General features: G+C 45.8%; 19 protein-coding genes. 15 read left to right on the top strand and 4 right to left on the bottom strand.

Features of this window, described 5'->3' with window-relative positions:
• Window positions 1-10: 10 nt before the first annotated feature.
• Complete coding sequence (locus tag BCU07_RS15875; protein WP_102428694.1) at window positions 11-862, bottom strand: LysR family transcriptional regulator; 852 nt, start codon at window positions 860-862, stop codon at window positions 11-13.
• Window positions 863-960: 98 nt separating this feature from the next.
• Here BCU07_RS15875 and BCU07_RS15870 point away from each other — a divergent pair, with 98 nt between their 5' ends.
• Window positions 961-1608: a glutathione S-transferase family protein gene (locus BCU07_RS15870; protein ID WP_017069761.1), complete on the top strand. Its 648-nt coding sequence runs from the start codon at window positions 961-963 to the stop codon at window positions 1606-1608.
• Window positions 1609-1751: 143 nt separating this feature from the next.
• Window positions 1752-3194: an N-acylglucosamine 2-epimerase gene (locus tag BCU07_RS15865; RefSeq protein WP_102428693.1), complete on the top strand. Its 1443-nt coding sequence runs from the start codon at window positions 1752-1754 to the stop codon at window positions 3192-3194.
• Between the two features lie 69 nt (window positions 3195-3263).
• On the opposite strand, the gene BCU07_RS15860 is transcribed toward BCU07_RS15865, so the two are convergent.
• Window positions 3264-3671, bottom strand: a complete 408-nt coding sequence (locus BCU07_RS15860; protein WP_017054885.1) for a hypothetical protein — start codon at window positions 3669-3671, stop codon at window positions 3264-3266.
• Window positions 3672-3810: 139 nt separating this feature from the next.
• Entirely contained in the window at window positions 3811-5142 is a 1332-nt protein-coding gene (locus BCU07_RS15855) for a ferric reductase-like transmembrane domain-containing protein (protein ID WP_102428692.1), read from the bottom strand.
• 233 nt (window positions 5143-5375) lie between these two features.
• Here BCU07_RS15855 and BCU07_RS15850 point away from each other — a divergent pair, with 233 nt between their 5' ends.
• The 5 genes from BCU07_RS15850 (at window position 5376) to BCU07_RS15830 (ending at window position 8032) form a co-directional block, all read left to right on the top strand.
• Window positions 5376-6065 carry a flavin reductase family protein gene (locus tag BCU07_RS15850; RefSeq protein ID WP_102428691.1) on the top strand — a complete coding sequence of 230 codons (690 nt, stop codon included), beginning with the start codon at window positions 5376-5378 and terminating at the stop codon, window positions 6063-6065.
• A gap of 120 nt (window positions 6066-6185) precedes the next feature.
• Complete coding sequence (locus BCU07_RS15845) at window positions 6186-6977, top strand: CLCA_X family protein (protein WP_017061617.1); 792 nt, start codon at window positions 6186-6188, stop codon at window positions 6975-6977.
• Window positions 6978-7163: 186 nt separating this feature from the next.
• On the top strand, window positions 7164-7421 hold the full coding sequence (locus BCU07_RS15840; RefSeq protein WP_017061616.1) for a type II toxin-antitoxin system Phd/YefM family antitoxin: 258 nt from the start codon (window positions 7164-7166) through the stop codon (window positions 7419-7421).
• Window positions 7411-7677 (top strand): Txe/YoeB family addiction module toxin, encoded by a 267-nt coding sequence (locus tag BCU07_RS15835; RefSeq protein WP_017069754.1) that lies wholly within the window; start codon window positions 7411-7413, stop codon window positions 7675-7677. The genes BCU07_RS15840 and BCU07_RS15835 overlap by 11 nt, the downstream gene beginning before the upstream one ends.
• 31 nt (window positions 7678-7708) lie before the next feature.
• Window positions 7709-8032, top strand: a complete 324-nt coding sequence (locus BCU07_RS15830) for a DUF4144 domain-containing protein (protein WP_102428690.1) — start codon at window positions 7709-7711, stop codon at window positions 8030-8032.
• A gap of 99 nt (window positions 8033-8131) precedes the next feature.
• Here BCU07_RS15830 and BCU07_RS15825 read toward each other — a convergent pair whose 3' ends face one another.
• A complete protein-coding gene (locus BCU07_RS15825) occupies window positions 8132-9460 on the bottom strand; it encodes an anaerobic C4-dicarboxylate transporter (protein ID WP_010432780.1) in 1329 nt (442 codons plus the stop codon).
• 411 nt (window positions 9461-9871) lie between these two features.
• Here BCU07_RS15825 and BCU07_RS15820 point away from each other — a divergent pair, with 411 nt between their 5' ends.
• The 8 genes from BCU07_RS15820 (at window position 9872) to xdhC (ending at window position 19709) form a co-directional block, all read left to right on the top strand.
• Complete coding sequence (locus BCU07_RS15820; protein ID WP_010432777.1) at window positions 9872-10531, top strand: HAD family hydrolase; 660 nt, start codon at window positions 9872-9874, stop codon at window positions 10529-10531.
• A 138-nt stretch (window positions 10532-10669) separates the two neighbouring features.
• Entirely contained in the window at window positions 10670-11977 is a 1308-nt protein-coding gene (locus BCU07_RS15815) for an IS4 family transposase (RefSeq protein WP_413286086.1), read from the top strand.
• A 152-nt stretch (window positions 11978-12129) separates the two neighbouring features.
• Window positions 12130-12756 (top strand): HD domain-containing protein, encoded by a 627-nt coding sequence (locus BCU07_RS15810; protein ID WP_102428173.1) that lies wholly within the window; start codon window positions 12130-12132, stop codon window positions 12754-12756.
• A gap of 63 nt (window positions 12757-12819) precedes the next feature.
• Complete coding sequence (locus BCU07_RS15805; protein ID WP_016766965.1) at window positions 12820-13506, top strand: DNA-3-methyladenine glycosylase I; 687 nt, start codon at window positions 12820-12822, stop codon at window positions 13504-13506.
• A 194-nt stretch (window positions 13507-13700) separates the two neighbouring features.
• Complete coding sequence (locus BCU07_RS15800; protein ID WP_017071662.1) at window positions 13701-14435, top strand: GntR family transcriptional regulator; 735 nt, start codon at window positions 13701-13703, stop codon at window positions 14433-14435.
• A gap of 481 nt (window positions 14436-14916) precedes the next feature.
• Window positions 14917-16362, top strand: a complete 1446-nt coding sequence (gene xdhA / locus BCU07_RS15795) for a xanthine dehydrogenase small subunit (RefSeq protein WP_032549154.1) — start codon at window positions 14917-14919, stop codon at window positions 16360-16362.
• On the top strand, window positions 16355-18760 hold the full coding sequence (gene xdhB / locus BCU07_RS15790; RefSeq protein ID WP_102428172.1) for a xanthine dehydrogenase molybdopterin binding subunit: 2406 nt from the start codon (window positions 16355-16357) through the stop codon (window positions 18758-18760). The genes xdhA and xdhB overlap by 8 nt, the downstream gene beginning before the upstream one ends.
• A 67-nt stretch (window positions 18761-18827) precedes the next feature.
• The gene (gene xdhC, locus BCU07_RS15785; RefSeq protein WP_102428171.1) at window positions 18828-19709 is read left to right on the top strand and encodes a xanthine dehydrogenase accessory protein XdhC; all 882 of its coding nucleotides are present in this window, start codon (window positions 18828-18830) and stop codon (window positions 19707-19709) included.
• Window positions 19710-19729: the final 20 nt, after the last annotated feature.

Raw genomic sequence — 19729 nt, 5'->3', positions numbered from 1 at the left:
TGAACCTAAGCTACTCAGAACCCAGCTCCACAAGTTGATTGAGCACTTCTTTATCCAATACCGGGTGATGCTTGGTCGCTAGGATCAGCACAATATCGACCGAAGGCAACGGTGGCATATCATCGAGGATTCTCAAATCTGAAGTCACGCTCAGCTTACCCATCGCGCCAATGGCTAATCCAGCTTTAACGATCGCTCGCTGCGCTGAAGCAGTATTGCTACACGCCAATAACTGATAAGGCGTGCCCTGCTTGGTTAAGCCATTCACTGCCGCGGCGTGGTACTTACAATCGGTCTGAAACAAGGCTAATGGCACTGGTTTAGACTCATCGAACACATAATCAGGGCTGCTTATCCATACTCCGATATCATGAGTGAGCCAGTAACCCTCTTCACTATCGGGCGCTCGGGTGACAATCGCCGCATCAAGCCTGCCGTCATCCAACCACTCTCTCAGCGTAATGCTGGGCAGGCTGAATATTTGGATTGAACAGGTGGGTTCTGCTTTCTGCAACAGGCGAATCACTTTCGGCAGAATGGTGTCATTGTAGTCTTCAGGGCAGCCGAGTCGCAGAGGTTGTTTGTCTTCGTAACGCTTTACTTGCTTAAGTGCGGTATTGTGAAGGGCGACCAACTGTTCGGCATGAGATCGCAGCGCTAAGCCAGCTTCAGTCAGTATTAAATTACGTCCTTCTTTCTGGAAAAGAGTGACGTTGAGTTCTTCTTCCAACTTACGCATCTGAGCACTGAATGCCGATTGGGTGCGATTTATCTGTTTCGCTGCACGAGTGAAACTACTGGTTTCTACAAACGCGAGAAAGCCTCGCAAAGCATCAATATCCATATTGAAATCACCACCCATCGTTTTTGTTAATGTATTGCATCAAAATTATCCGTTAGTGCGCCGCAATACAATCCCCTAATCTCAAATGCATGCCCACCAAACGCAAGGAAGCAACGATGCAGCTTTATATTGGAAACCAGAACTACTCAACTTGGTCACTGCGCGCATGGCTAATATTCGACAACTACAACCTGAATGCAGAAGTCATCAAGCTCAAGCTGTTCACCTCTGATTTTTACGACACTCTGGCGAAAGTGACGCCAACGGCCAAGGTTCCAACCCTAGTTGATGGTAATGTTGCGGTGTGGGATTCATTGGCGATTCTCGAATACGTTAACGATGCCTATTTGGACGGTGCAGCGTGGCCTAGCTCAGTGAAAGAACGCGCCCATGCCCGAGCAATTTCCGCCGAGATGCACTCTGGGTTCTTTGCCGTCAGAAATGAAATGCCGATGAACTGCCGCGCACAACGAAAGCTCACACTGAGTGAAGACGCACTGAAAGACATCGCTCGTATTGATGCAATATGGTCTGCACAAATGGAACAATACCCAGAGGGATGGTTATTTGGTGAATGGTCGATTGCCGATGCGATGTTTGCACCCGTCGCATTGCGCGTAGAAACCTATGGAATACAACTTTCCGAAAAGGCATCGCAGTATCAACAACGTGTGCTTAACAGTCCATCAATACAAAAATGGCTGGCAGAGGCAAGCTTAGAAACCGATGTGGTTGAAGAAGATGAGGCGGGCAAGCCAGTATAAAATACAAGACACCCTTCCAAAGCTCACTAGTCTGTGAGCTTTTATCTAAACCTTATTAATTTGGTCGATTGTGATCGCCTAATCACAATGTGCAGATGTGATTGTTTATATTCAAAGAAATTCAAATAGTTAAGATAAACATCATGTTACGAGCAACGATCGCATTACTCAGTATTACTAGCTTCGCCGTATCTGCCAACGCCCATCTTCCTTCTGGAGAAGAGTGGCTCAACCATGCGACTGAAGGGCTTGCACCTTATTGGTTAATGCCTAGCGCTCAAGGAGAACCGGTAGGAAACTTCCCTACTTTCCGCTGTGATGACGGTACCTTGCTCGATGTTTCTGATGTGTGCCATGAACTAAACAAAGGCTGGATCACGCCACACTTTGGCAAAGAGTTTACGCGGATGAAGTCACGTCAAACTTATGCCTATGGCGTGCTCTACCACCTTAGTGGCGATAAGCAGGCTTTAGCGCTTGCCAAGCAAGGAGCCTACTACATCATTGATCAGCTAGAAGATAAGCAAAACGGCGGCTTTATCGGCTACACAAAAGAGGGAAAAGTAGGCCAAAATTGGCAGCAGCGTACTTCTCAAGATCAAGCGTATGCATTAGTTGGCCTTGCCATGTACTACTACCTGACTCAAGACAAAAAGGTAGAAGAAGCACTCATCGCACAACAAGCTTTTATCTTTGATAAATATCGACTTAGCGACAACAGCGGTCTTGCTTGGGTACTTGCGGATGGTGAAGATGGCAAAGCCACACAGCGTGAACTGGTCGCGCAACTTGATCAGATTAACGGTTACATGCTGTTAGTCGCTCCCCTGCTAAAAGAGCCCACCAAGACAAGATGGCTTGATGATCTAAGTTGGCTGACACAAACCATGGTCGAGCACTACCACTCTGAAGATGAACAACGCTTCTACGGGGCCATTCACAGCAAAGCCGCCAAGATGCCGAATGCTAATCACAACGATTTTGGGCACACCATCAAAGCGTATTGGATGACTTACCTTACAGGCCAAACATTGAATAACTCTGAATGGAAAGAGTTTGGCATCAAAGGGATGAAACACACTCTCGTTCATGCGCAATATCAGAAAAATTTCGTGAGTGTATCCCAATATTATGGCGAAGAACTTCAGAAAGCGTGGAAAGGACAAGAGATAACTGGCTGGCAAAGCAGACCAAACACAAATTGGGCTTCATCATGGGAATGGGCGGAGCTTGATCAAGCAGCAATGACGGTTTCACTTGTCGATGATTCAATGAAAGACGTCCTGCAATACACCCTACCCACTTTTCATGATGTATGGGTCGACCATAAATACGGCGGTGTCGGGCTTGAGCCAAAACGCACCAAAGCTTTCCATTGGGGTAATGGCTATCACCAATTTGAACATGCGCTGATTGGCTATGTATATGCTCAGCAAGTTGACGCTAAACTGGCTGTATTGCACTACGCAAGACCGACCAACAGCAATATGCCAATGGAACCGTATTACTATCAAGGAGACGTAGTTAAGTTGGAGAAACTTGGAGATGGAACGCAGAAGGTCAGCTTCAATAACATTCGACCTTAGCGTGGGTATTGGATCTGAATAAGCGGATTGACCACCAAGCCTGAAATCAATTTTCAGGCTTTTTAATGACTACTTTCTCTTCCCTTGCTCCACCAGCTTTTCATTCCATGCCGTATTGCCGTCACGCTTAGAGACATCGTACTCCGCACAGAACTGAGATATGGTCATATTGTTATCGCCAGTGGCAAGCTTGAGAGCCAACTGAACTTGTTGAAGCTTGCTTTGCAGTCGCAAGATTTGACCAGCATTTGGGCTTTTCTCTTTGGCGTATTTTAAAGCCGCATGCTTACGTTCTGCCGCGCCCGCTCGGCGATCTGCTTCTGATAACAGATACTTGAGTTGAGCAACACTCTTGCCTTTCTTGAAGGCAGGATCAAGCAACTCAACGCATTCATCAAACGATGGATCGATAACGTATGGGTCAACTTTATGAGCTTGTTGGCGCATCCATTCGAGTGCGAGTTTTTCATCTGACATAATTACATCTTTACCAAAGAAACAGCCCTATATGGTATCGCTCAATAGCAAACCGCTGCAATAACAAATTGAGTGACTTTACGCCTTTTTACACTGTGCCGATTGACTAATTTAACAATCACAGCTCCAATAGTTGGCTTTAACGCATCACAAACAGCTCTTCGTGGTAGTGCTTTTCAATATCAAATTGATAGGTGTCTAATTCTTTTTTCAGTGATGTAGAGAACAACTCCGGCCCGCAGAAATACATCTCGTACTCGTTGAGGTCGCCACATTGATTGACAATTCTTCCGGCGTTTAGCCGCGGTGAGTGCAAGGTATCTATCACGGTCAACTTCACACCAACCGCGTGTGCTAGGTGCCACAACTCATCGATTAATTGCTTATCAACACCGCGAGTACAATAAAACAGTTGAATACGAGGATGATCTCGTTCTGTTTTGAGCGCTTCAAGTGTTGCAAAAAACGACGCTATCCCGACACCACCAGCAATCCAAATTTGTGGCTTGCTTAGGTCAAAATAAAGTCGACCATAGGGTCCTTCAACCGTAACCGCATCGCCCGCTTTCACTCGTTCATATAGGCCATTAGTAAAATCACCCAGCTCTTTGATCAAAAAGCGCAGCTCTGGATCATCACTGCCAGAAACAATGGTAAACGGATGCGGGTCTTCATTACCGAAACGCAAGTACGCAAACTGCCCAGCTTTGTGACCTTGCCAAGATGCCTCCGGTTTTAACACCAGCTCCATCACTTCAGCTTGTGGAAAATAGCGAGTCGAGATAATCGTCGCTGAGTGACGATTACGACGCCCAACCAAGCCCAACAAACTGTAAATCGCTGCGATAGACCCAGCCAAAGCAAATGCCACAGTTAGATAATAAATAGGTTCTCCCCAATACGCTCGTTTAAGCAGGATTACTGAGTGGAAAGCGATAAACAGGTACGCAACCGACATCAGACGGTGCGACAATTTAAACGGTTTGTACTTCACTGCCGCCCATAGTGACACCACCAGTAAAATGAGCAACAAGTAGAAGCCCCACTCGCCAATACTCTGAGCAATACCGCGTAATTCATTGACCCATAACTCCCATCCAGTCAAAACAGCTTGCGGCCCTGAACCATCGTGTCGAACAGGCTTATCTAACACACCAGACACCACCAATGACTTAGGTATTTGGTACCACAACCAGTGTTTCACACCCAGTGCAACACCACCGATACCGAGCCATTTATGGACTCGATATGCTTTATCCATACCTTTCAGCCAATTCTCAACCATAGGCAAACGCATCGCCAAGATCATTGTGATGGACATTAACACCAGAGACAAAATACCTGAGTACTGAATCATGGCTGAGCGCCATTCAAAGACATCGCTTGAAGCGAATAATTGCGGTTCCATCGCAAACCAAAAGGCTGACATTGTGGCAATCATTGCCCAAATGATATTGCGGACTGTTTTCATTTGTTAACACTCATAAAGACGACATCATTACTTTAGCTCCTGTGATGTAAAGGGACGTCAACGTACGTAAATCTATGCAAAGGATCTCGTTCATTGTGCTGTAGCAGAGATAAAAGAGACAAACTGCCCACGGCCAATAAGCGCTCTTTGATCGATAAAAGCGGATTCTTCGTACATATAAGTCCGTTAGTGAGCATGCTCGAAGATAACAATAAATGAGAAGAAGAGAAGATATGAAGGACATGACCCTTTCTAAACAAGAGATCCAAACAATGGACCCGCGCCACCGCATTCGTTTGGTTAACTCCCTATCTGGATTTAAAAGCGCCAACCTAATTGGTACTTGTGATAAACAGGGGCTTGAAAACCTTGCGATAGTGAGCTCTGTCATTCACCTAGGGTCTGATCCCGCGCTGCTTGGTTTTATTGTTCGCCCAGATAAAAGCCGACGTCATACGCTAGAAAACATCCTAGAAACTAAGTACTTCACCGTTAACAGCATTGGTGCTGACTTTGTTAAAAAGGCCCATCAAACCTCGGCTCGCTACCCTAAACCAGTCTCAGAATTCAACGCGGTCGGCTTAACGGCCTATTATAACGACACATTCCCCGCTCCCTTCGTCTTGGAGAGCAGTTTAAAGATAGGGTTAGCGTTCAAAGAACAGATAACAATCGAAAGCAATCAAACGCAAATGTTGATCGGTGAAGTTATAACGATTCACGCACCCAAACGCGCCGTGATGCCGGATGGCTACCTTGATTTAGAAGCGTTGGATTTGGTCACGGTATCAGGGCTTGATAGCTACCACGTAACTCAAAGACTGCACCGATTAAGCTATGCAAAACCACAACAGCCACTCTTTCCACTCACTCGTGAAGGTAACCCAACTTCATGGGAAGCTTTCGAACTCAATCTAAACTAATTTTGTTCGGCAATTTGCTATCAAAAGTGCTAACGTCCTTTAATTCCAAGAGATGCATCTCACACAGGCGCATCTCACTAAGCACACTATTCGTTCTTACGTCTGTTTCCAAGGACCCTTTTGAAGTTAACTCACTTTAAATACAAAACGCGCGAAGGCCCAGACTACCGACATGGCGATCAGGTGTCATTCATGGACATCAAACAAACCTTCGGTATGGGCAGCATTCGTGTGGGTGCTTGGGTGACGAAAGAAGAAAAAGAGTTGGCCGCAAATCTGATATTCGATTCGCTAGCCGACTTGGCTTACATCTTGGCTTTGCCACCAGAAGCGATTGGCCTTCGCGGCACATTAGGCTTAGCGTTCGGCAGTGGCGGCAGAAAAGGCGTACAAGCACACTATGCCCCGAACCAACGAGAATTAGCCCTCGCGAAGAATGCCGGAGCTGGCGCGCTCGCTCACGAGTTTTGGCATGCATTTGACCACTATATCGCTGAGAAAGCGTTTGAAATCGGCGATACCTCTGGCCCTCGCAAGCAGATCCTGTTCGCCAGCGACTGTTGGTTGCACGATAGAACGGTGCGACCTCATCCATTAAACGAAAGTTTGATGTCTCTGTTTGATGCCACACTGCTTAGCGACAATAACTTGGACAAACACGATTATGTGGCTCGCAGTGTGATTGCCGACAAAGCGATGTCTGCCCGTTACTTCTCACTACCCACAGAGATGATGGCGCGCGCTTTTGAATCCGTGATTGAATCGTGTTCCGATATCAAGAACGCTTATCTAGTGGATGGCACAACCAAGCCTGATATGTACCCCGTGTATCCTGATATGGCGCACCGAGAACAGATATACCAAGCCCTGCAAGGTTACTTCGCACCATTAGGCCGATCTTTGAGTAAATAGCATTTTGAGTCAGTAACTCTCTGCATATTTACAATGAATGACATGTACCATAAGTTGATCATGTGTAACCTCTGATATAACATGTACAACAAGCGGAACATGTAGAATAGTTAATTCATGAATGATTAACTATTCTGTGTATATAGAAAGATTAAACATATCCAAAAACAACAGGGTAAATAAGTGATGAATATTGTTTCTTTTACTGAGGCCAGAAATAGCCTTAAGTCTGTGCTCGATAGAGTGGTAGACGATTCTGATGTTACGGTAATAACCAGACGAGATTCAGAAGATGCAGTGGTCATGTCTCTTGATCATTTTAATTCAATGCAAGAAACCTTGTACCTAATGAGCTCGCCTAAAAACGCTGAAAGATTGGCTGAATCTATTGCTCAACTCGAAGCCGGAAATACAACCGTTCGAGAATTGAATAATGACGAATGATCGAAAGATTGTATTTACAGATAATGCTTGGGAAGATTACCTATACTGGCAAACCCAAGACAAGAAAACGCTCAAGAAACTAAATAAGTTGATTGAAGCCGCTAAAAGAACGCCCTTTGAAGGGATTGGAAAGCCGGAGCCACTAGTCGGCAACCTGTCTGGCTTTTGGTCAAGACGAATCGATGACAAGAATCGATTAGTGTATAAAGCAGATGACGATAACTTTTATATAATTGCTTGTCGTCACCACTATTAAAAGCAGTAAGCAGCACAGAGAAAGGGCAGTAATGATCAGTTGGCCATCTTTGGTAAAACTCGACGGTGATGATGAGCTTATTTACGTCGCATCCGAACACGAATTTCAAGCAGAATGCTCAGACATGATCCTGGGTGAAGATGATTACCTCATTGATTCAGAGGGTAACAGCTACGCACTTCAATCGATATCAAATCAACTGTCTCTAGCGAAACGACCTGAACGCTATTCGGTTGAAAGCGTGACCAAGCTGATTCGAAATCACGAGTTCCAGAAGGCAGAAGTGTGCCTAATGAAGATCCACTTCCTAACTATCGAAGAAGCGATTCAGTCTTTGGCTTTTGAGGCTCGCTAATACTGCTTAAGAGCTCGTATCAAAACTAATTCCCAAGACAGATTAAACAAAAACAGCGCCAATTCAGGCGCTGTTTTTGTTTGTTATTTAGCTAATACATTAAGCGATAAAAATCTGAGCCAGTGCGTAGCCTAAGCAACATGCGCCTACTACACCGATCAAACCAACCGACATAAATGAGTGGTTGAAGTACCACTTACCAATCTTGGTGGTGCCAGACACATCGAAGTTTACTGTTGCGATATCTGATGGGTAGTTCGGGATGAAGAAGTAGCCGTAAACCGCTGGCATCAAGCCGATAAGCAGGGCTGGGTCTAGTCCTAATCCAAGCCCAACAGGCAGCATCATACGTGCAGTTGCTGCTTGAGAGTTCACCACAACCGATACGATGAATAGCGCTAGTGCGAACGTCCATGGGTAGTTAGTCACCATTTCCACGATGCCAGACTTGAACTGAGGCATTGCGTATTGGAAGTAGGTATCCGACATCCAAGCGATACCGAAGATCGCAATCGCCGCCACCATTCCCGATTTGAATACCACACCGTTTGGCACATCTCGCGGGTCAGTTTTAGTCGCCAGCAAAATGATACCGCCGAAGCAGAGCATCATCATTTGGATGATCACCGACATCTTGATTGGCTTGTCGCCGTCAACGATGGTTCTGATCTCAGGCACCATCGCCACGATAACAATCACCACAATCGACAATAGGAAAATCAAAACCGCATTACGAGCCGAGGTTGGCAGCACTTCATCCAAAGACGTCGCAGTAGTGCTTTCGATACGCTTTTTCCACTCAGGATCTTTTAGACGAGCTTGGTATTCAGGATCGTCGTTCAGTTCTTTGCCGCGTTTCAGGCTGTACAAAGAAAGCAAAAACGTACCAAACAGCGTTGCAGGAACCGTCACCATCAAAATAGAAAGCAGAGTAATAGAGTGTTGAATATCAGAAAGTTGTGCGAGGTAATACACTACAGCAGCAGAGATTGGTGATGCCGTAATCGCCAACTGAGATGCCACCGACGCAGCTGCCATTGGACGCTCAGGACGAATACCGTTCTTCAATGCCACATCGCCGATGATTGGCATGATTGAGTAAACCGCGTGGCCAGTACCCAATAAGAAAGTCATCGAGTAAGTCACGAACGGTGCTATCAAGGTGACGCGTTTCGGGTTCTTTCTCAGTACCCTTTCCGCAACTTGCAGCATGTATTTCAAGCCTCCCGCCGCTTCTAAAATCGAAGCACAAGTCACAACAGCGAGGATGATCAACATGACAGTGACAGGTGGAGAGGTTGGTGGCATCTTGAAGACAAACACCTCGATAACCAAACCAATACCAGAAACAACACCTAAGCCAATACCACCATACCGAGACCCGATATAAAGTACGACTAATAAAAATAGAAACTCAAAATACAACATAAGCAACCCTGCTAAAAATATGGACTAATGATATTTTGTCTCTAAGCTCAGCCATTTACTTATTGCTTGGTCACACTATCATTAAAGGCTACCGCAAATTGTTTTTTATAAGATTATGGTCACGCTAACAAGCCTGTAAGTTTATGAAATGTAATAGTAAAACAAACACCCGACCTCGATTTGTTATGTATAACAGTCATAATTGTATCTGTTAGATCTCGATGACCTATAAAAGATTAGGCTCATAACTGAACGATATTATTTCAGCTTGAATTAATGAGATTTCAAGTCATTCAGAAGCATATTGCACACCCAATACTTCCGATTCTAACTCAACGCTGACTCGCCTATCCTTAGACACTATGTCAAAATACTCATTCTCACGACGACAATAGATAAAGAACCACGGATATGAATTTTCAAGCTGCTATTTTTGATATGGATGGACTACTGCTCGACACCGAGCGACTTTGTATGCAGGTTTTTGAAGAAGCATGTCACGCGCAAGGTGTTCCGTTTTTGCAAGATGTCTACCTAGGCATTATTGGCTGTAACGCAAAAACTATCGAACAGATCTTTAGAAATGGTTACGGTGAAGGCTTAGATTATCCTGCGTTAAACAACGAATGGCGAACTCGTTACAGTGCGATTGTTAAGAACCAAGCGATCCCTGTAAAAGACGGCGTGATTGAGCTTCTTGAATGGCTAAAATCGAATGACATTCCAATCGCGGTAGCGACCTCCACTCAGCTTGATATCGCAAAGAAGAAGCTCGAGCTGGCTGGCCTAGATTCGTACTTCACCTCACTAAGCACAGGCTGCGAAGTGACTCATGGCAAACCTCACCCAGAGATCTACTTATTGGCGGCAGAACGCCTAGGGGTTGCACCTGAAACTTGCTTAGCGTTTGAAGATTCAAACAACGGTATTCGCGCATCAATGGCAGCCAACATGATCAGCTTCCAAATTCCAGATTTGGTTGAGCCTTGCGAAGAAGTAAAAGCGCTTGGCCACACGATCAGCCCATCGCTGCATCATGTATTGGCGCAGCTGCAACAAGCCGCAGCTTAAAAGCCAATACAACAAATAAAGACCAATATTAAGCCGACTCACAGAGTTAATGCCGATCAGTTAAAGCCAAAGCGATCGGTTGAAGGATCCTTCAGAGCTGTCAAAATCCAAGTGTATTTAATGCACTTGGATTTTTTTATGGATGTTTCTCAAGCTCTAAACATAATTAATGATTGGAAACCTAGCAGCGTTGAGACTTTGTCTGACTTGCTTCCAATTGAACTCATCGACGAAGCCTATTCTCTTACTGATACTGTCACGATGAGAAAGAGGAAATTAACTTTAGAATCCATGGTGTGGCTGCTTGTTGGAATGGCTATCTATAACAGTAAATCCATGAAAGATTTAGTGAACCAACTTGATATTGTCGACCGTACAGGTAAAGCTTTTGTCGCACCGAGTGCGTTAACTCAACGTCGAAAGACGTTGGGTGAAGACGCAATTAAAGCGGTCTTTGAGCGAATGACTACGTCATGGTTAAACAGTGCAAAGTTACCCCAATGGAATGGATTAACGCTGCTTGGCGTCGATGGCGTTGTTTGGCGAACGCCCGATAACCCGCAAAATGAAAAAGCATTTTCTCGACAAAAAGGGACGCAATATCCGCAAGTGAGAATGGTCTGCCAAATGGAACTAAGCAGTCACATTATTACGGCCAGTGCATTTGATAATTACAATACAAACGAAATGATATTAGCTGAAAAACTGATAGAAACAACACCAAACCATAGCGTAACAATGTTCGATAAGGGGTTCTATTCTTTAGGTTTATTACATAAATGGCAAGACTCTGGCTCAGAGCGCCATTGGCTTATCCCCCTCAAGAAAAATACACAATATGACATTGTTCAATCTTTAGGGCGAAATGACAAACTTGTTCAATTACACAGTAATCCAAGAGCTAGAAAGCTATGGCCTGATTTACCAAAGTCGATAACCGCTCGACTTGTCACTCGTAAAATTAAAGGAAAAGACTACCAAATATTAACCTCCATGACGGACTCCCTGCGTTACCCATCAAAAGATATTGCAGGCCTTTATGAGCATCGTTGGGAAATAGAGCTGGGCTACCGAGAGCAAAAACAATACATGCTTGGAAACCGTCTTACGCTGCGAAGTCGTTTACCAGAGCTGGTCAAGCAGGAGTTATGGGGCATCTTGCTTACTTACAATTTAATCCGATATCAGATGGTCGAGCTCTGCTTCAATTTAAAGGGAAATTACCTTCCTTATCAACTGAGTTTTAACGGCACGTTAGCTCATGTATCAGCGTTACTTGTAGGCTTACCTTATTCAACACCAGGCGCAATACCTCGTCAGCTAAAGGGGTTCCACAACATGGCTGAAAGCTTAATACTTGAAGGGCGAAGGGAAAGGACATTCCCTAGAAGAGTTAAACCCAGACCACAACGGTATGCTAAGAACAAAAATGCCGTTCACTCTTAAGTGAACGGCATTAGACTCACAGAGTCGGTTTTTTTGTGGGTATTCCTTTTATAAAAGATAAAAACTCGCGCTTGAAACTGTTAAAGTCGATGTGAAATAAATGCTAGGTGATCAACAAGATTGCTAACGTCTACATAGGGAGAAAGAGACGCGTGAAGGAAAAGTTTGAAGACCAACTGCTTGATTTTGCACAACAAGAAATGATACAAGATGCGGCGCATGATATCAGCCACATCAAGCGAGTAGTCAAAACTGCTAAGGCTTTATGTACTCAAGAAAAAGCTAAGCTTGAGGTCGTTCTGCCTGCTGCTTACCTTCATGATTGTTTCACCTTTCCCAAGAATCACCCAGACAGAGCCAAAAGCTCGCAAATGGCAGCAGATAAGGCGATCTCTTTCCTCAAATCTATCGACTACCCCGCGTCCTATCTTGATGAGATCCATCATGCCATTGTCACGCACAGCTACAGTGCCAACATCACACCTGAAACCTTAGAAGCTCAGATCGTCCAAGATGCCGATCGACTAGATTCTCTCGGTGCGATTGGTATTGCTCGCTGCCTGTATGTGGGCCAGAGCTTTAACGCAGAACTCTATAACCACCAAGACCCGTTTGCGAAGCAACGTGACTTGGATGACAAACATTACAGTGTCGACCACTTTTACGTGAAGCTATTCAAGCTGGCTGAAACAATGAATACAGAATCTGCCAAATTAGAAGCCAACAAGCGCACCGACTACATGCGTGGTTTTCTCGCTCAATTGGCGACAGAAGCTTAAGCTCCTTTTCATATAGAAATTAGTCCCCATATCATAAAGAATCGCTTTAGTTTGGAACCTTCAATGACCCAAGAAAAATTCGACACCATTTATCAACGTGCGGCTCACCGTAAAGGTGGCGCAGCAGAACTCGAAAAGATTGTCCGTGCGCCCCTTTCACAAGCCGAGTTATCACAAATCACTGATGACCGTTGGCTGGCCGCTTTTACCGAAAAGGTCTTCCAGTGTGGTATTTCGTGGAATGTGGTGAGAAAGAAGTGGCCACAATTTGAAGAAGTATTCTTTGAGTTCGATATTGAAAAGATGCTGATGCTGCCGAATGAGATGTGGGAACAGAAAGCGCAAGACCCGCGCATTATTCGCCACCTCACCAAGGTAATGACCATCCCTGCCAACGCCATGATGATCCACAATGCCAAGCGTGAAGCGGATTCCTTCTCGCAAATGGTTGCCGACTGGCCATCAGAACGTATCACCGAGCTGTGGGATTACCTGAAAAAACACGGCAAGCGATTAGGTGGTAATACTGGAGCCTACACTCTGCGCCAAATGGGTAAAGATACCTTCATCTTGTCATCAGATGTTGAAGCACACCTACGCAGCACAGACGTGGTTGATAGCGGTCGTAACACCAAGCGAGCACAACTGGCAGCGAGTAAAGCCTTCAACGAATGGCAGCAACAGTCAGGTCGTAGCCTGAGCGAAATCAGCCAGATTGTTGCGTACAGCTGCGGTGATAATCGCGTCTAGTTTTGAGAAGAATGACTTAAAGCTTTAGATTGCACACAGTTCACTGCAAACTAAATGTTATAAGTCATTAACAAATAAGCGTGCATCGCACTTTCATCCGGTGGCATTGTATAGATAAATGTATACAATATAGAGTAACTCTCATGAATTATTCTCGACTTACCCAACTCGACTAAACAAGGGCCCTTATCTCTATGACAGCTCTCAAAAACTCTGTCTCCAAAGGTGTAAAAACGAAAGTAACAGGCCAGACTCAAGACGATGTTGTTTACTGCCATATCTTCGACGCGATACTAGAACAAAGGCTGCCACCAGCCACCAAATTAAGCGAAGAAGCCTTAGCAGAAATCTTTAGCGTTAGCCGCACCATTATCCGCCGTGCCTTACTGCGTCTCTCTTTAGAACAAGTTGTGGTGATCCGTCCTAACCGAGGAGCTGTGATTGCAGCCCCAACGGTTGACGAAGCCAAACAGATCTTTAAAGCACGTGAAGTGATGGAAATTGCTATCACTGAGCTGGCGGTAAAAAACGCAACCAAAGCTCAAATAGAAGAATGCAGAAAATTAGTCGCAAAAGAGAACTGCGCCTTTGACCAAGGTGACTACGGTTCCGGCTTGCGCTTGTCTGGTGAGTTCCACATCAAACTGGCCGAAATGGCTGAAAACGCACCGCTACTCGCTTTCCAACGCAGCTTAGTGTCACAAACCTCACTGCTGATCGCTCAGTACGAAACGGGCAACCACTCGAACTGTTCTCTAGACGAACACTCAGGCTTACTGGATGCGATAGAGTCAGGCAATGAACAACAAGCCGTAGAGTTGATGCAAGAACACCTAAGCCATATTCGTTCGAAGCTCAACCTAGACAGCAGCACAGCTTCTAGTGATCTGCATGTCGTGTTCTCAGATCTGCTTAAGAGTAAGTCATAGACGATTCAACAAACGATTGATAACCATCTGTTAACAACTTTTTGTTAACAACTTTTTGTTAACAGCTTTTTGTTAACAAAACTGGAGAGAAGTAAGCCCCTGCGTTTGCTTCTCTTTTTTATGCCCTCTCACCTAAAAATAAAGACGACGATCGGCTCACATCCATCTAAAACACTGTCTATTCTAGCCTCAACAACGATCTTAGCCTCTACAGAATCACTCCCAACAGTGCCATAAATCTTGTCTTTATCTTGTATACATAGCTATCCATTCATTCACACCATAAAACTGTTCAATCTCAATCCAAACCCTTATAAAACAGACGACTATGACCAAAATTAAATTGTATACAATTCACGACAAGTCATCTTTGTTACATTTTTGTAAATAAATAGTTGACCACAGGGTCAGGATGGATAATTATTGACCTAGAAGTCAAAAAGAATACACATGGAAATATGTCGATTTACAAGGAGGTCTCTTGATTACTTTTTTGCTCAATCAGGAAATAAGACGCGAAGATAATCTGTCGCCAAATATGACTGTGCTCAACTACCTTCGTACCAAGATAAATAAGACGGGTACAAAAGAAGGTTGTGGGTCGGGCGACTGTGGCGCATGTACGGTAGTTCTGGGTGAAGTGGTTGATGGACAACTGCAATACCGCTCGGTGAACTCTTGCCTTACGTTCGTTTCAGCGCTGCATGGCAAGCAACTGATCACAGTAGAAGATCTGCAAAATCGAGATCGCTCATTGCACCCAGTGCAAAAAGCGGTGGTTGATTTTCACGGTTCACAGTGTGGTTACTGCACGCCGGGCTTCATCATGTCGATGTTTGCGCTAGGCAAAAACAAACCCGATGCGAGCAAAGAAGACGTCATGGAATCATTGGCGGGTAACCTATGTCGCTGTACTGGCTACCGTCCAATTGTTGATGCTGCAATGTCGCTTTCAACAGACCAGCCTTTGATCGACCAATTTGCTGAACTTGAACGCAACACCATCAAGAAGCTAGAAAGCATTCAAGACACTGAGGCCAACTTACGCCTTGGTCACCTCACCGCTTTTTCCCCAAAAAGCACCGATGAGTTGGCCAAGCTTTTTCAAGCCCACCCGAACGCTAAGCTGGTTGCTGGCGGTACGGATTTAGCGCTGGAAGTGACGCAATTCCATCGTGAGATTGAAACACTGATCAGCGTGAACCTTGTTGAAGACATGAAGGTATGTGAAGAGACCGACACCGATCTAATCATTGGTGCCAACCTGCCTATCAGTGATTCTTACTCACTATTGAAAAAACACTACCCAGATTTTGGTGAACTGCTGCATCGCTTTGCTTCACTGCAAGTGCGTAACCAAGGCACCATCGGCGGTAATGTAGCGAATGCTTCGCCTATCGGTGACACCCCTCCTCTGCTGATTGCCCTTAACGCAAAGATCAAACTTCGTTGCGGTGACGAGTCACGCACCATGCCGATTGAAGATTACTTCATCAGCTACAAAGTGACGGCGCAAAAAGAGAGTGAGTTCATTGAACAGATCATCATTCCTAAGCCAACTAACGACAGCTTCCGAGCTTACAAACTGTCTAAACGTTTAGACGACGACATTTCTGCGGTGTGTGGTGCGTTTGATATTCAAATCGAAGACGGCAAGGTTTCTTACGCTCGTATCGCTTTCGGCGGTATGGCTGCAACACCTAAGCGCGCGGCGCGTTGTGAAAATACGTTATTAGGCAAACCATGGACAGACGCTAATATTAAGTTAGCGATGCAGGAACTGTATAACGACTTTGAGCCGCTATCTGATTTCCGTGCCAGCCAAGAATACCGTTCATTGTCGGCAGCCAATATGTTGCGTCGTTACTTCATTGAACAGCAGAACAAAAACAACCAAATCGAAACAAGGGTAACGTCTTATGTCTAAATCAAATTCCTCTGTTCACAAGAGCAATGCGATGACCCACGAAGAGATGGTTACCATTGCAAAACAAGACCTAAAAACTGGCGTAGGTAAAAGCGTAAAACACGACAGTGCAGCCAAGCAAGTCACGGGCGAAGCGGTATACATTGACGACCGCCTAGAGTTCCCAAATCAGCTGCACGTCTACGCACGCCTGAGCACTCAAGCACACGCGAACATTACCAATATAAATTTATCACCGTGTTACGAATTTGAAGGCGTGGCGATTGCCATTCAAGCCAAAGACGTACCAGGTGAATTGGACATTGGTGCAATCCTACCGGGCGACCCACTGCTTGCCGATGGCAAAGTAGAATACTACGGCCAACCTGTGATTGCTGTGGCAGCTAACGATCTAGAAACCGCACGCAAAGCCGCGCACGCAGCCGTTATTGAATACGAAGAGCTACCAGCCATTCTTGATGTGAAAGAAGCGCTGGCAAAAGAGCACTTCGTAACAGAAAGCCACACTCAACAGCGTGGTGACTCAAAAGCAGCACTGAAAAAAGCGAAACACGTGATCTCTGGTGACCTAGAGATCGGTGGCCAAGAGCACTTCTATCTAGAAACTCAAATCAGTAGTGTAATGCCAACCGAAGACGGCGGCATGATCGTCTACACCTCTACACAGAACCCGACCGAAGTTCAAAAGCTGGTTGCGGAAGTGATTGGCGTGCCGATGCACAAAGTCGTGATTGATATGCGTCGTATGGGTGGTGGTTTCGGTGGTAAAGAGACTCAAGCAGCCTCTCCAGCCTGTATGGCTGCGGTGATTGCCCACCTTACAGGCCGACCGACCAAAATGCGTCTGCTGCGTAATGAAGACATGCAGCAAACTGGTAAGCGCCACCCGTTCTACAATCAATACACGGTCGGTTTTGACGACAATGGTGTGATTCAAGGTGCCGATATTACCGTTGCAGGTAACTGTGGCTATTCACCAGACTTATCAAGTTCTATTGTCGACCGCGCAATGTTCCACTCAGACAACGCCTATTATCTAGGTGATGCAACTGTAGTCGGTCACCGATGCAAAACCAATACAGCATCGAACACCGCATATCGTGGCTTTGGTGGCCCGCAAGGCATGATGACCATTGAACACATCATGGATGAGATTGCGCGTTACCTGAAAAAAGATCCTTTGGAAGTACGTAAGGCGAACTACTACGGCGAAGAAGGCCGTAACGTGACTCATTACTACCAAACCGTTGAAGACAACTTTTTACCTGAGATAACCGAACAGCTTGAACGCAGCAGTGACTATCACGCACGTCGTAAAGACATTGCCGAGTTCAACAAGCAAAGCCCAATCTTGAAAAAAGGCCTAGCGATCACACCCGTGAAATTCGGCATCTCGTTTACTGCGACTTTCTTGAACCAAGCAGGTGCGCTCATCCATATCTACACCGATGGCAGTATTCATTTGAATCACGGTGGTACGGAAATGGGGCAAGGCTTGAACATCAAAGTGGCACAAATCGTTGCACAGGAGTTCCAAGTCGATGTCGAACGTATCCAGATCACCGCTACAAACACAGACAAAGTTCCGAACACATCACCAACCGCAGCCTCATCGGGCACCGACCTCAACGGTAAGGCCGCGCAAAACGCCGCAATGACCATTAAGCAGCGCCTGATTGACTTCGCTTCTTCGCACTTCAAAGTGTGGCCTGAAGAGGTGATATTTAAGAACGGCATGGTGCAGATCCGCGACGAGATCATGACCTTCAACTCGTTTGTTGAACTGGCTTGGTTTAACCAAATATCGCTATCGAGCACTGGTTTCTACCGCACTCCGAAGATCTATTACGATCACGAGAAAGCACGCGGTCGCCCGTTCTACTACTACGCGTATGGTGCCTCTTGCTCAGAGGTTATCGTCGATACGTTAACCGGTGAAAACAAGATTCTGCGTGTCGATATTCTGCATGACGTAGGCGCTTCATTGAACCCGGCGATTGATATCGGCCAAGTCGAAGGTGGCTTTGTACAAGGTGTCGGTTGGTTAACAACGGAAGAGTTGGTGTGGAACCAGCAAGGCCGCTTAATGACCAACGGCCCTGCAAGCTACAAAATCCCTGCGATTGCTGATATGCCAATTGATTTCAGAACGCACCTTTTGGAAAACCGCAGCAACCCAGAAGACACAGTATTCAACTCGAAAGCCGTGGGTGAGCCACCTTTCATGTTGGGTATGTCGGTATGGAGTGCATTGAAAGATGCGATTAGCTACGTGGCCGTTGATGGAGCGATTCCTAAGCTCAACACACCAGCAACGCCAGAGCGTATTTTGATGGCGATTCAGGAAGTCTCTGAAACAGCCCCGACTTCGGTCGATGCTCAATCAGAAACGGCTTAGAGCTGACAGATATGGCATAGGGCGTAATAAACAGCTTAGGAAGCACAGAAGGGATTTAGGAGGACATATGTTTAAGGATAATTGGATTCACGAACTGGCAAAGCTGGAAGAGAGCTACGAACCATGTGTCATGGTGACAGTGCTTGAAGACAGAGGCTCAGTGCCACGTGATGCGGGCACCAAGATGCTTGTCACTCGTGACCGAATCATCGCTACGATTGGTGGTGGTCACCTTGAACATGTGGCCACTAAAATGGCTCGAGAGATGCTGATTGCCAGTGAAAAGTCGCTCAAAGTGGAACGTTTTAACCTAGGCGCTCGTTTGGGCCAGTGTTGTGGCGGAATGGCAACATTAAGCTTTGAACCGATTGGCACTCAGCAGAATCACCTTGTGCTGTTTGGCGCTGGGCACGTTGCCAAAGCGCTGCTGCACATTGTCGCGACTCTGCCCTTCCGTGTGACCTGGATTGATGAACGTGAAGAAGTGTTCCCTGAAACGCTGCCACACGGTGTTAAAAAGCTTGTCTCAGACGACCCAGTCGGTGAAGTGAAACACATGCAACCAAACAGTTATTACCTTGTGATGACCCACAACCACCAGCTCGATTTTGACCTAACCAAAGCCATTATTGACCGTGAAGACAGCCGTTACTTTGGCATGATCGGCTCGCTTACCAAGCGTAAGAAGTTCGACTTCCGCTTAGAGCAGCGCGGCTACAGCCAAGAACAAATCGAAACCATGCTTTGCCCGATTGGCATTAGCGCCGTGAATGGCAAACATCCTGCCGAAATTGCGGTATCGGTTGCGGGTGAACTGATCGCACACTATCAAGGCCAAGCGCTTGAACAAAAGCGCCCAACCAAACAATATCGAAATCAAGGTTTGACCGATCAACACAGTCAACCAAGCGACGTAGGCGAACCACCATTGGAAGAGAAGATCGCCTAACACAAGTCGCAAAGCTTCAG

It is taken from the genome of Vibrio sp. 10N.261.54.E10, assembly GCF_002877735.2.
GTDB lineage: Bacteria > Pseudomonadota > Gammaproteobacteria > Enterobacterales > Vibrionaceae > Vibrio > Vibrio crassostreae_C.
Note: the sequence above shows the minus strand (reverse complement) of the source record. Positions and strands in the feature narration are given on the sequence as shown.

Excerpts from the sequence above, each read along its gene's own strand:
- BCU07_RS15875 (WP_102428694.1), bottom strand. The coding sequence starts at position 862 with ATGGGTGGTGATTTCAATATGGATATTGATGCTTTGCGAGGCTTTCTC.
- BCU07_RS15870 (WP_017069761.1), top strand. The coding sequence starts at position 961 with ATGCAGCTTTATATTGGAAACCAGAACTACTCAACTTGGTCACTGCGC.
- BCU07_RS15865 (WP_102428693.1), top strand. The coding sequence starts at position 1,752 with ATGTTACGAGCAACGATCGCATTACTCAGTATTACTAGCTTCGCCGTA.
- BCU07_RS15860 (WP_017054885.1), bottom strand. The coding sequence starts at position 3,671 with ATGTCAGATGAAAAACTCGCACTCGAATGGATGCGCCAACAAGCTCAT.
- BCU07_RS15855 (WP_102428692.1), bottom strand. The coding sequence starts at position 5,142 with ATGAAAACAGTCCGCAATATCATTTGGGCAATGATTGCCACAATGTCA.
- BCU07_RS15850 (WP_102428691.1), top strand. The coding sequence starts at position 5,376 with ATGAAGGACATGACCCTTTCTAAACAAGAGATCCAAACAATGGACCCG.
- BCU07_RS15840 (WP_017061616.1), top strand. The coding sequence starts at position 7,164 with ATGAATATTGTTTCTTTTACTGAGGCCAGAAATAGCCTTAAGTCTGTG.
- BCU07_RS15835 (WP_017069754.1), top strand. The coding sequence starts at position 7,411 with ATGACGAATGATCGAAAGATTGTATTTACAGATAATGCTTGGGAAGAT.
- BCU07_RS15830 (WP_102428690.1), top strand. The coding sequence starts at position 7,709 with ATGATCAGTTGGCCATCTTTGGTAAAACTCGACGGTGATGATGAGCTT.
- BCU07_RS15825 (WP_010432780.1), bottom strand. The coding sequence starts at position 9,460 with ATGTTGTATTTTGAGTTTCTATTTTTATTAGTCGTACTTTATATCGGG.
- BCU07_RS15820 (WP_010432777.1), top strand. The coding sequence starts at position 9,872 with ATGAATTTTCAAGCTGCTATTTTTGATATGGATGGACTACTGCTCGAC.
- BCU07_RS15815 (WP_413286086.1), top strand. The coding sequence starts at position 10,670 with ATGGATGTTTCTCAAGCTCTAAACATAATTAATGATTGGAAACCTAGC.
- BCU07_RS15805 (WP_016766965.1), top strand. The coding sequence starts at position 12,820 with ATGACCCAAGAAAAATTCGACACCATTTATCAACGTGCGGCTCACCGT.
- BCU07_RS15800 (WP_017071662.1), top strand. The coding sequence starts at position 13,701 with ATGACAGCTCTCAAAAACTCTGTCTCCAAAGGTGTAAAAACGAAAGTA.
- xdhB (WP_102428172.1), top strand. The coding sequence starts at position 16,355 with ATGTCTAAATCAAATTCCTCTGTTCACAAGAGCAATGCGATGACCCAC.
- xdhC (WP_102428171.1), top strand. The coding sequence starts at position 18,828 with ATGTTTAAGGATAATTGGATTCACGAACTGGCAAAGCTGGAAGAGAGC.